The following is an 11,803-nucleotide window of genomic DNA, read 5'->3' as shown; positions in this document are numbered from 1 at the left end:
CCCCGCCCCTACACCGTTCTGGCAGAACACGCCGCAACCTGCGCCTCCCACAACTCGCCCCATGCTCGACCAGATTCAAGCCTACATTCAGGAAAACGCCCTCTTCTCCCCCACCGAAACCCTGCTGGTAGCCGTGAGTGGCGGCCTCGATTCGGTGGTACTCTCCGACGTGCTGCACCGGTTGGGGCAGCCGTTTGCCATTGCCCACTGCCACTTCGGGCTGCGCGGCGAAGAGGCCGACGCCGACGAGGAGTTTGTGCGCAAGCTGGCCCAGCAGTACAAGGTGCCCTACTTCGTGGAGTTTTTCCAGACCAAGAAATTCGCCGAGCAGGAAGGCATCTCGACTCAAATGGCGGCCCGGGCCCTGCGCTACGAGTGGTTTGAGCGGGTGCGCCAGCAGCAGGGCTACGCCGCCATTGCCACCGCCCACCACCAGCGCGACGCGGCCGAAACCATGCTGCTCAACCTCACCCACGGCACCGGGCTGGCCGGTTTGCACGGCATCCGGGCCAAAACCGGCCACCTCGTGCGCCCCCTGCTGGCCGTAAGCAAGCCCGATTTGTTCGACTACGTGGTAGAAAACCGCTTGGTGTGGCGCGAGGATGCCAGCAACGACTCGCCGGTGTACCAGCGCAACCGCCTGCGCCTGGAGGTGCTGCCGGTGCTGCGCGACATCAACCCCAACCTCGACCAGACCATGAGCACCACGGCCGAGCGGGTGGGCGGGGCCGAGGAAATCGTGCGCCGCTACGTGGCCGATACCGCCGCCCAGGCCCAGCGGACCGAACCCGAGGCCACCTACCTCGACATCCGGCTGCTGCAAAATACCGCCGCCACGGTCCTAGTGCTGCACGAGCTGCTGCGCCCCTTCGGCTTTGCCTACCCGGTGGTGAAGGACATCGTGCGCAGCTTCAGGGCCGAGCCGGGCCGCCGCTTCGAGTCGCCGACGCACCTGTTGGTGAAGGACCGGGAGCAGCTGGTCATCACGTCGCGGCGGCTGACGCAGTTCGGTACCCACCAGCTGCAGGCAGGCCAGGAAGTGCTTAAACTAGATGGGCTGCACCTGCGCACCGAGCTGCTCGAAGTGCCCGAAGGCTACGAGCCGCCCCGCGGCAAGGCCCTGGCTGCTCTCGATGCCGACAAGCTGCGCTTTCCGCTCACGGTGCGCCCCTGGCAGGAAGGCGACTGGTTTATGCCCATCGGCATGAAGGGCAAGAAGCTGCTCTCTGACTTCCTCATCGACCAGAAAGTACCCCTCAACCTCAAAGACAGCGTGTGGGTACTGGCCACCGCCGACGGCAAAATCGCCTGGGTTGTCGGGATGCGGCCCGACGAGCGGTTCAGGGTAACTGATGAGACGGAACGGGTGCTGCTGGTGCGGCGGATGTGAAGCTAAACAGTTGATGTACAGGATTTAGTTCTTATATAAAATATATGAAATAACATTTGCTTTTCTATTCACCCCCCCCCTTACTTTCAGCTCATTCTTTCATCCTAACCCCATTTATCATGAAAAAGCTTACATTGTTGGCCGCACTCGTGTGTGGCATATCGTTTAGCAGCATGGCTGCTGACTCTGAGTCAAAGACAGACAAAACTGTGGCATCTGCCAAGTCAGATATCTTGTTGGTTAAAGCAGTGCCACCACCACTGACGGATGTACTTTTTGAAGTATGTGGCCATGAGGAGTTCGTTTGTTGCCTCACAGCTGCTGGGGCAGGTGAATATATGGAATATCTCATAAATAGATATTGCTAATACGAAACCAGTAAAAAATGGTGGGTGGCAGGACTTTTTAACACTATAAAAAGTCCTGCCACCCACTACATTTAACCGATATGACAATGAAAAAAATCCTTGTTCCCTTCCTTTTCTTTCACTATTACAGTGCTTTTTCACAAGATAATCTACCTTTATTAGAATCACCCACTATCATAGCTGTATATAATGTCACATATCAACAAGATTCTACTAACATTGGTAAAAAATCGGAGTTAATGACTCTTACAATCACGCCTAATTATTCGCTTTTCGAAAGCAATTATTCACATTTAGCTGATTCAGTTATAAAAAGCCCAAGCTTTAATCAATCATCCGTCAATCTGTTAGGAACTTATCTTAGAAGTGCTTTTACACAAAAAATATATAAAATATATACGGGCAGTCGAATAGAGTATTATGACAAAATAGGGCAGAAAGTTTTCCATATTAAACAGGATAATAAATCTATTAAATGGAATATTTTAAATGAAAAGAAGGAAATATCTGGTTTTTCTTGTCAGAAAGCAGCTACAACTTATGCCGGCCGAAACTGGGAGGCTTGGTTCACTAAAGATATACCTATATCTGATGGACCATACAAATTTTCTGGGTTACCCGGTCTAATTATTGAGCTAAAAGACTCCAGAAACAGCTATGCTTTTGAATTAATAAAATTGAAAAGGAATACATCAACCGTTAAAGTCGAGTTTCCTATTAACACCACTCAGACAACATATAAAGAATATACCAGGGCTAAGTCTGATTGGCTTTATAACGGAGTGAGCCAGGTTACTCGCAAGAACTCACCTAATAATTATGCAAAAGAAATGGAGGAATACAAACAGAAGCAGGCGCGAAAGAATAACCCTATTGAACTTAAATAGATTTTCAGCTCATTAATCATATGTATGCTTATTTAAACCGATAGGGTTTATATCATTCGTGGATGAGAACTGACTATCTTCTTTCTCTTATTCTTATCACGCTACTGTGGTGTCCCGCTATTGCCCAAACCACGCTCACGGGCCAGCTCCTCACGGAACAAAAAGAGCCACTGCCGGGGGCCCTGCTAGAACTGCAAAGTCCCAGCCACCCTGAGGCTACGGCTGTAACGACCACCGACGAGGCCGGGCGCTTCACGATACAGGTAAGTTGGACCGGCGATTCGCTCGTGCTCAGCGCCCGCGCCCTGGGCTTTAGCGAGCAGGTGCGGCGGCTGGCCAACCGCAGCCAGGCCGTGCGGCTGGCGCTGGCCGTGAATCCTACGCCGCTCAAGGAAGTCACCGTCAAGGCCCCGCCTACCCGCCGCGAGGGCGACACGCTCAGCTACCGCGTCTCGGCCTTCACCGATAAAAAGGACCGCGTGATTGCCGACGTGCTCCGCAAGCTGCCTGGCGTGGAGGTGGAGGCCGACGGGCGCATTCTCTATGAGGGCCGGCCCATCCAGAAGTTCTACATCAACGGAGCCGACTTGCTGGAGAACCGTTACAACCTGGCCAGCAGCAACCTGCCCGCCGATGCCGTGCAGGACGTGCAGGTGCTCAAGCGCCACCAGCCCGTGAAGGCCTTGCGGGGCGTGCAGCCCACCGAGCAAGCCTCCCTCAACCTGGAACTGAAGAAAAAGGTAACCGCCACCGGCCAGGGCCGGCTGGGGGCGGGTGGCTCGCCGACGCTGTGGAACGCCAATCTCACGCCCATGCTCTTCACGCCCCGCCAGCAGCTGCTCGACTCGTACCAGACCAACAATACCGGCCAGGACGTAGCCGCCGAGCTGAAGCCGCTGGGCCTGGGCGACTTCCAGCGGCTGCGGGAGCCGGGCGCAGTCAAGCCCGACCTCACCGGCATTCAGGGCCTGGGGGCCCCGCCCCTGGCCGCCAGCCGCTACCTGTTCAACCGGGCCCACCTGCTGAGCGCCAACCACTTGCTACCCTTCAGCAAGGAGGCCCAGCTGCGCGTGAATACCTCATTTCTGCACGACCGCCAGACTTACACCGGCAGCACCCGCACCACCTTCACGCTGCCCGACGGCCCGCCCGTTACACTGCTCGAAGCCAAGGACAACACCCGCTACATCAACCAGCTCACTACTGATTTAGCCTACGTGCGCAACGTGCAGCGCTACTACCTCAAAAATACGCTCAGCGCGGCCGGCAGCTGGGAGGCTCAGGATGGCCTGCTCACCCGCAACGGCCCCACCGAAGCGGCCACCGTGACGCAGAGGGCCACCAACCCCTACTACACTCTCTCGAACCGGCTGGGGCTGGTGCGGCCCGCCGGGGGCCAGCGGGTGGTGCAGGTGAATTCCGTTGTCACCCTCGCGGCCACGCCCCAGCAGCTAAGCGTGAGTCCCGGCCCGCTGCCGGCGCTGCTGGCTCCGGGTGGACTCGCTTACGACCAGGCCCGCCAGCAGGCCCGCGCCGAGAGCTTCTACACGGCTAACTCGGTGGCCTACATCACAGGCCGCCAGCACTGGCACTACACCTATTCGGCCGGTTTCAGCCTGCAAACCCAGCGGCTCCGCTCCAAGCTCATGCCGTTGCCGGCTGGCCCAGGGTCCGAAGTGGCCGACACGCTGCGCAACCACCTGCGGGCCACCCAGGGCCGCTACTACGCGCAGGCCACCATCGACTACAAAACCGACCGCTGGCACCTGGAGCTGGAGGCCCCGCTGAGCTACCGCACCTTTTCGGCCACCGATGGGCCCCTGGGTGCTAGTCAGCAGCGGCGCTACTTCGCGCCCGAGCCCCGGCTGTCGGGCCGCTACGAGCTGAGCGGGCTGTGGCACGCCACGGCCGGGGCGGGCTTCCGCAACGAGCTGGCCGGCCCCGAGCAGTTGGCCTACGGCTACGTGCTGCGCGACTACCGCACCCTGGAGCGCAACGCCGCCCCGCTCACCCAAACCCGCAGCTGGAGCCTGAACGGCGGACTGGTATACGAAAACCCGCTCACCGCCTGGTTCTACCGGGCCAGCTACAGTTTCAGCACGTCGGCCCGCAACCAGCTCGCCCAAACCCTGGTGCGCCCCGATGGCAGCCAAACCACAGTGGCCGTGGCCGAATCCAATCGGGGCCAGAATCAGTCGGTTTCGGCCAGCGCCAGCAAGTTTATCAGCGAGTGGAAGCTGAGCCTGGGTTTGCAGCTCAACGCCGGGCTCAGCCGCCAGCCGCTGCTGCTCAATGGCCAGCTTACTACGGCCCGCAACCAGAACGGCACGGCGGTTTTCAAGGCCAACCTGAGCGCCTTCGACTGGGGCAACCTGGAATACTCGGCTACCCTGACGGCCCTGCGCGGCCGCCTAGGCCCCGCCGACGGCTACGGCCCTAGCACCACTCAGCAGCAGCAGCACCTGGCGCTGTCGTGGTACCCCGCCGAGCGCCACCTGCTGCAGCTGGCCACCGATTACTACCGCAGCCAGGGCGTGGGGCTGGCCGTGCAGAACGTCTTCGCCGATGCCACCTACCGCTACACGCTGCCCACGGCCCGCAAAATTGACGTGGAGCTGAAAGCCACCAACCTGTTCGATGCCCGTCGCTACCAGACCACTTACTTCAGTGGCTTCATTCTGGTGCAGAACGATTACCGCCTACGCCCCCGCCAGGCGCTGGTGTCGGTGCGGGCATCGTTTTAGGAGTGAGAAATTCAGTAAGTGAATAGTGAGGAAACGTCATTGCGAGCGAAGCGAAGCAATCCGTTTGTACAGCATGACAAGCCCTGAGAAGTGCGAAGCGCCTGCCGCTCGTGCTGGCATCGGGGGCTTGCTGCATTCCAACATTTGGCGTTCTGCTCTTCCAGATTGCTTCGCTTCGCTCGCAATGACACCTTTTCTCCCCTCCTTCCTTTCACTTCTACCTTTTAGCCCCTCACTTCTAAACTCTATACCGTAGCTTTACGCCCGACCCAATAGTTCACACCCAAATTCCACCGCTCAATGAAAGTTACCGTAGTTGGAGCCGGCAATGTAGGCGCGACCTGCGCCGATGTACTGGCCACCCGCGAAATTGCCAACGAGATTGTTCTGGTTGACATTAAGGAAGGTTTCGCCGAAGGCAAAGCCCTCGATATCTGGCAGAAAGCCCCCATTATCGGCTACGACTCGCGTACCGTGGGCGTAACGGGCGACTACTCGCGCACCGCCGGTTCGGAGGTCGTGGTGATTACCTCGGGCCTGCCCCGCAAGCCCGGCATGAGCCGCGACGACCTGATTTCGACCAACGCCGGCATCGTGAAGTCGGTGACCGAGCAGGTGGTGAAGCACTCGCCCGATGCCATCATCATCATCGTCAGCAACCCGCTCGACGTGATGACCTACCAGGCCCACCTCACCTCGGGCCTCGACCGCACCAAGGTGTTCGGCATGGCCGGCATCCTCGATACGGCCCGCTACCGCGCCTTCCTGGCGGAGGCCCTCAACGTAAGCCCCAAAGACATTCAGGCGGTGCTCATGGGCGGCCACGGCGACACCATGGTGCCCCTGCCCCGCTACACCACCGTGGGCGGTATTCCCGTTACCGAGCTCATCGGCAAAGAGGAGCTTGACGCCATCGTGCAGCGCACGGCTGTAGGCGGCGGCGAGCTGGTGAAACTGATGGGAACTTCGGCCTGGTATGCTCCCGGCGCGGCCGCGGCCCAGATGGTAGAAGCCATTGTGCGCGACCAGCGCCGCGTGTTCCCGGTGTGCGTGAAGCTCGAAGGCGAGTATGGCATGGACGGCGTATACCTCGGTGCACCTGTTATCCTGGGCAGAAACGGCATCGAGAAAGTAATTGAGCTACAGCTCAACGACGACGAGAAAGCCCTGCTCGAAACCTCCCGCGGCCACGTAAAGGAGGTAATGGACGCCCTCGACAAAATGAACCAGGCTAACGCTTAATTTTAGCGCTTAGAAATACACTGGATTGCTGATTTCTAGTTGAGCCCCACGGCCGTTCTGCTTTTGCAGGGCGGCCGTGTTCGTTGGTAGGGGTGCATAGAATGCGTACTTTTCCACCGAAAGCAATTCTATGCACTTTTATTTTACCGACACGAACTCTGAAATCACGGCGGCCTGGGAGCAGGTTTTTGCCGATGTAGCTCAGGTCACGATTCGCCACGGCTCCATCTTTGAGGTGCCGGCCGATGTGCTGGTTAGCCCGGCCAACAGCTTTGGCTACATGAATGGCGGCATCGACTTCGCTATTTCCAAAAATCTGGGTTGGCACCTGGAAAAGGACTTGCAGGCAGTCATCCGCACCAAATATTACGGGGAGCTGCTGGTGGGGCAGGCCGAAATATTGCTCACCGGCCACGCACAATTCCCCTATCTGGTAGCCGCCCCCACTATGCGCACTCCTATGACCATCACGCGCGGCCCTAATGTGTACCACAGCATGCGCGCCCTGCTCCTGCTACTGGAATACGGCACTTTGCCCGATGGTCGCCCCATCCGTGACGTAGTGCGGACGGTAGCCGTGCCGGGCCTGGGCACCGGCGTAGGTCAGGTGCGCCCCCTTGTGTGCGCCCGCCAGATGCGCATCGCTTGGGAAGACGTGTACCGGCAGAAATACGCCACCGTGGCCGGCTGGGAGGAAATGTGCGGCAACTACGCTTACTTCTACACCCACAATGAGTCTGATATCAGGTACGACATTCCTTAGGCTCCCGCCCGCTAATGCCAAACGGCCGCCCTGCACGATGCAGGGCGGCCGTTTCGCTTTTTCAGTATGGGGTCAGCTGAAGCCATTTCAACTAAAACTGGCGCTTCTGTCGAGCCGGAAAAACGTAGGCCTACAACCAATCAGCTCAAATCCGCTGCCAGAACGAATCTGTGTTATCCCATCATCTGCAACATCTGTGATTTATTGTTGGCTGGCTTTAAACAGCTTCTGCTTTTCTTCCTTGGACAGGCTTTCGTAGCCGGAGTGGGAAATCTTGTCGAGGATGAGGTCGATTTCGTCCTCGGCGGGGTGGGTGGCGCTGGCTTTGCGGCTGGCGGCGGGCGCGGTACCCTTTGCGGTGGAAACCGAGGCGGCGGCAGGGGTGCGGTGCGTGACGCGCAGGTTGGGACGCTTGGAGAAGACGCGGCTCACCCAGTCGCCCACGGCCTGTACCGGCTGGCCCAGGTCGCGGCCAGCGCGCAGCTGCCGGATGAAGATGTAGCCCAGCACAGCCCCCCCAATGTGGGCAATGCCGCCACCGGGGTTGCCTTGGTTGATGGCCAGCACCGACAGCAGAATAACCACGGCGGCAATGTACTTGATGCGCACCGGGCCAATCAGGATGAGCGAAAACTGGTACTCGGGCATGAGCGTAGCGGCAGCCATAATAATGGCCGTAACGCCCGCCGAAGCCCCAATTAGTGGGATACCCAGGGCCGGCCGCAGCGCCGGAATCAGGTTATAGGAAAGCACGAAAAACAGCGCCCCAGCCAGCGCCCCCAGAATATACACGCTCACCAGCCGCCGGTCACCGAGGTACTCGCGCACCAACGCCCCGAACCAGTACAGGTTTATCAGGTTGAAGAGGATGTGCAGGAAGCCCTCGTGAGTGAAGGCGTAGGTGAGCAGCGTCCAGGGGTGGCGCAGCAAGCCGGGCAGGTCGGAGGGCAGCTGGAACTGGCGGATGAGGTTGGGGTAATACTGCGCGTAGGTGCCGGTAAGGCGCATAATAGCCTCGGTGAGCACCAGAAACACAAACACCAGCACATTGAGCAGCAGCAGCTGGTTCAGGGCATTGTCGCGGCGACTGAATGCGGTGCGGATATCGTTGATAACACTCATTTCGTTGGTTGTTTCTCGTGGTTGGTGTACCGCCGCCGGTGGCTTGCCGGCCACTGCTGCTTTCTGTTGAATTACCTAAACAACGAAAAGCAAAAAACGAGCAACGGAAACCGAAATACTAATAAAACTGCTTGCGGTTTCGCTCCCAGAGCATCACCAGCACAAACCCAACCAGCAAACCGGCTACGTGGGCAAAGTGGGCCACGTTGTCGCCGGGCGTTTGGTTGACGCCACTGTACAGCTCGTAGAGGCCGTAAAGCGGCACCAAGTACTTGGCCTTGATGGGCACCGGCAGCGGAAATATAAAGAGCGTCGTGTTCGGGAACAGGTAGGCAAAAGCGAACAGCACCCCAAACAGCGCCCCGGAAGCGCCGACCATGGGCATATTGAGGCTGCGCTCGTACAACTCCTGCATGCTGTTGAGAATGCCCTGCACCAAACCAGCGTCGTCGGGCGTGGCGTGCAGCTGCCGCACCACAGCATCAAAGGCGCCCTCATTGAGCTGCTGGGCATGCGCCTCCGCGAAATCCTGCAAATGCACGTCCGAAGGATCCTGCTGAAAAACCTCGATGTTGTGGCGCATCTGGCTGATTTCGTAAAAGCGCAGGCCCGAATACAGCATGCCCGACCCCAACCCGCAAATCAGCCAGAAGATGAGGAACCGCTGCCCGCCCCAGCGCTGCTCCAGCAACGGCCCGAACACCATCAGACCAAACATATTGGAGAAAATGTGCCCGATGCCGCCGTGCATGAACATATAGGTGAGAAACTGCCAGGGCTGAAAGAACTCGGAACCCACCGGGTACAGCGCCAGCAGGCCCAGCCCACCCGGCAGCGTGTTGGCCAGCAGAAAAAATACCACGTTGGCGATGAGCAGGTTGCGGACCGTCGGCGTGAGTTGGAACATATAGACTGGATATTAGAAGCGAGAGGTGAGGAACTGCGAGCAGCAGATAGTTAAGAATACAAAGGAACGTCATGCTGAGCGAAGGCGCAGCCGCAGTCGAAGCATCTTGCGTGCTGATGTTGCCATACTAAACCTAATGTTAGAGTTAGTGTTGCACGCGAGATGCTTCGACTGCGGCTGCGCCTTCGCTCAGCATGATGTCGGTTTTTCCGGCGTGTTCCCCTCCTACCCAAACAACTCGCGCAACTGGCCCAGCTCCAGCATCACAATGGTGCGGCGGCCGTCGGGGGTGTAGTTGGGCACGGTGCAGGCAAAAAGCTTATCGACAATAGTGGTCATTTCACGCTCCGAGAGGCGGGCCCCAGCGGCGCTGGCCGCCACGCGGCGTGCCAGGGCGCGGGCCATCTGCTCGCGCCGGTCGAGCTTGACCGGGCCGCCGCCGCTGCGGAACTGCTCAATCAGGCCTTCCAGCAGCTCCTTCTCGTCGCGGGCCGGCACATCAGCCGGAATGCCCTCGACGGCAATAGTGTGGCGGCCGAAATCGGTGAAACGGAATCCCAGGGCCCGCAGCGCGTCCTCCACTTCGCGCAGAATGGCGAAATCCTGGGGCGTGAAGGTGATGGTGCGCGGAAACAGCAGTGTCTGGGAGGCACTCACGTCGCGCTCCAGGGCCTGGGCGTACTGCTCGAACAGGATCCGCTCGCGGGCCGCCACCTGGTCAATCAGCATCACGCCCGATTTCACCGGCACCAATAAATACTGCTGGTGCAGCTGCAGCACCTTGTTGCCCGGCCCCGTGCTCGACTCGCGCAGCGGCAACTCGGGCGCGGCGGCCGTGCCCGGCAGCACCTCCAGCGGCGGCGCGGCGGCGGCGGCAACGTTTGCCGGATTTTGGGCAGCTGGTGTGACGGGCAGCAGCTCGCCCGTTTCTGGGTCTACGTTCTCGGGGGTGGCCGGCGGCGCGGCTATGGGCGCGGCGGCCGGGGCTACCGGCACCTTGGGCACGGGCACACCGGCGGCGGTGGCCTCGTGCTCCACGTCGGGCAGGTTCACGCGGCTCAGGCTGCGGTAAAAATCCTCCAGCTCCTGCTTGGCCTGCTCGGTTGGCCGAGGCGTGAGGGGCCGCTCGAAGGCGCTGGCGCTGCTACTGCGGCCGGAACGCGGGTTGGCCAGACTGTTGGCGGCGCTGGCAGCGGCAGCCAGCGCGTCGGGCCGGGCGCTGCCTGTACCGTCGTCGAAGGGGTTTTTCTCGGAGCCCGAGAGTTGCAGCGGCCGGATGGCCCCGAAGTTCACGTCGCCCGCAAAATCGAGCGAAGGGGCCATGTTGTGCAGGCCCAGGCTCTGTTTCACGGCCGAGCGCACAATGGCGTACACCGTTTTTTCGTCCTCGAACTTGATTTCGGTTTTGGTAGGGTGCACGTTGATATCGATGCTCTTCGGGTCGAGGTCGAGAAACAGCACGTAGAACGGATGCGTGTCCTTGGGCAACAGCCCCTCGTAGGCCGTGAGCACGGCATGGTTGAGGTAGGCCGAGCGGATAAAGCGGTTGTTGACGAAGAAGAACTGGTCGCCCCGGCTTTTCTTGGCCGATTCGGGCTTACCGATAAAGCCGCGCACCGTCAGAAACGGGGTTTCCTCCTCCACCTGCGCCAGCTGCTCCTTGTAGCCGTTGCCCAGCAGGGCCACAATGCGCTGCCCGAGCTTGCCGGCCGGCAGGTTGAACACCTCCAAATCGTTCTGGAACAGCGAAAACGCAATCTGCGGGTTGGCCAGCGCCACGTGCTGAAACTCGTCGAGGATATGGCGCATCTCCACGGCGTTGCTCTTGAGAAAGTTGCGGCGGGCCGGCACATTGAAAAACAGGTTTTTCATGCTGATGCTCGTGCCGTCGGGGCAGGCCACGGGCTGCTGGCTCGTAATCTGCGAGCCTTCTACCAGCAGCAGCGTGCCGGTGTCCTGGTCGCGGGTTTTGGTGCGCAGCTCCAGCTGGGCCACGGCGGCAATAGAGGCCAACGCCTCGCCCCGGAAGCCCAGTGTGCGGATGCGGAACAGGTCGTCGGTGGTGCGAATTTTGCTGGTGGCGTGGCGCTCCAAGCTCATGCGCGCGTCGGTGGGGCTCATGCCGGCGCCATTGTCCACCACCTGCACCAGCTGCTTGCCGGCGTCTTTCACAATCAGCTGCACCTGGGTGGCACCGGCATCCACGGCGTTTTCGAGCAGCTCTTTAACGGCCGAAGCCGGGCGCTGCACCACTTCGCCGGCCGCAATCTGGTTGGCCAGGTACTCGGGTAGCAGTTGAATAATATCGGGCATTTTATTTTGGAAGGAGCTAAGAGTTGGGAGCCAGAAGATAGGAGCTGGAGAGATAAAGGACCTGTCA

General features: G+C 59.6%; 9 protein-coding genes. 6 read left to right on the top strand and 3 right to left on the bottom strand.

The features are described 5' to 3' along the window. Positions 1 to 61: 61 nt before the first annotated feature. From tilS to J7E24_RS12350, 6 genes are all read left to right on the top strand, one after another. Positions 62 to 1,390, top strand: coding sequence for a tRNA lysidine(34) synthetase TilS (tilS, locus tag J7E24_RS12375; protein WP_215138469.1), 1,329 nt, complete (start codon positions 62 to 64; stop codon positions 1,388 to 1,390). Between the two features lie 119 nt (positions 1,391 to 1,509). Then, complete coding sequence (locus J7E24_RS12370) at positions 1,510 to 1,758, top strand: hypothetical protein (protein ID WP_215138468.1); 249 nt, start codon at positions 1,510 to 1,512, stop codon at positions 1,756 to 1,758. An 86-nt stretch (positions 1,759 to 1,844) separates the two neighbouring features. Beyond that, positions 1,845 to 2,645 (top strand): GLPGLI family protein, encoded by an 801-nt coding sequence (locus tag J7E24_RS12365; RefSeq protein WP_215138467.1) that lies wholly within the window; start codon positions 1,845 to 1,847, stop codon positions 2,643 to 2,645. Positions 2,646 to 2,707: 62 nt separating this feature from the next. After that, entirely contained in the window at positions 2,708 to 5,389 is a 2,682-nt protein-coding gene (locus tag J7E24_RS12360) for a TonB-dependent receptor (protein WP_215138466.1), read from the top strand. Between the two features lie 300 nt (positions 5,390 to 5,689). After that, entirely contained in the window at positions 5,690 to 6,631 is a 942-nt protein-coding gene (gene mdh / locus J7E24_RS12355; RefSeq protein ID WP_215138465.1) for a malate dehydrogenase, read from the top strand. Between the two features lie 130 nt (positions 6,632 to 6,761). Next, positions 6,762 to 7,394: a macro domain-containing protein gene (locus J7E24_RS12350; protein ID WP_215138464.1), complete on the top strand. Its 633-nt coding sequence runs from the start codon at positions 6,762 to 6,764 to the stop codon at positions 7,392 to 7,394. Between the two features lie 201 nt (positions 7,395 to 7,595). Here J7E24_RS12350 and J7E24_RS12345 read toward each other — a convergent pair whose 3' ends face one another. The 3 genes from J7E24_RS12345 to mutL form a co-directional block, all read right to left on the bottom strand. Continuing rightward, positions 7,596 to 8,516: a rhomboid family intramembrane serine protease gene (locus J7E24_RS12345; protein ID WP_215138463.1), complete on the bottom strand. Its 921-nt coding sequence runs from the start codon at positions 8,514 to 8,516 to the stop codon at positions 7,596 to 7,598. A gap of 118 nt (positions 8,517 to 8,634) precedes the next feature. Then, positions 8,635 to 9,423: a rhomboid family intramembrane serine protease gene (locus J7E24_RS12340; protein WP_215138462.1), complete on the bottom strand. Its 789-nt coding sequence runs from the start codon at positions 9,421 to 9,423 to the stop codon at positions 8,635 to 8,637. A gap of 225 nt (positions 9,424 to 9,648) precedes the next feature. Next, entirely contained in the window at positions 9,649 to 11,736 is a 2,088-nt protein-coding gene (gene mutL / locus J7E24_RS12335) for a DNA mismatch repair endonuclease MutL (RefSeq protein WP_215138461.1), read from the bottom strand. Between the last annotated feature and the right edge of the window lie 67 nt (positions 11,737 to 11,803).

It is taken from the genome of Hymenobacter sp. ISL-91 (assembly GCF_018613725.1).
Lineage (GTDB): Bacteria > Bacteroidota > Bacteroidia > Cytophagales > Hymenobacteraceae > Hymenobacter.
The sequence above is the reverse complement of the archived record's forward strand: the minus strand, read 5'-3'. Positions and strand labels throughout refer to the sequence as shown.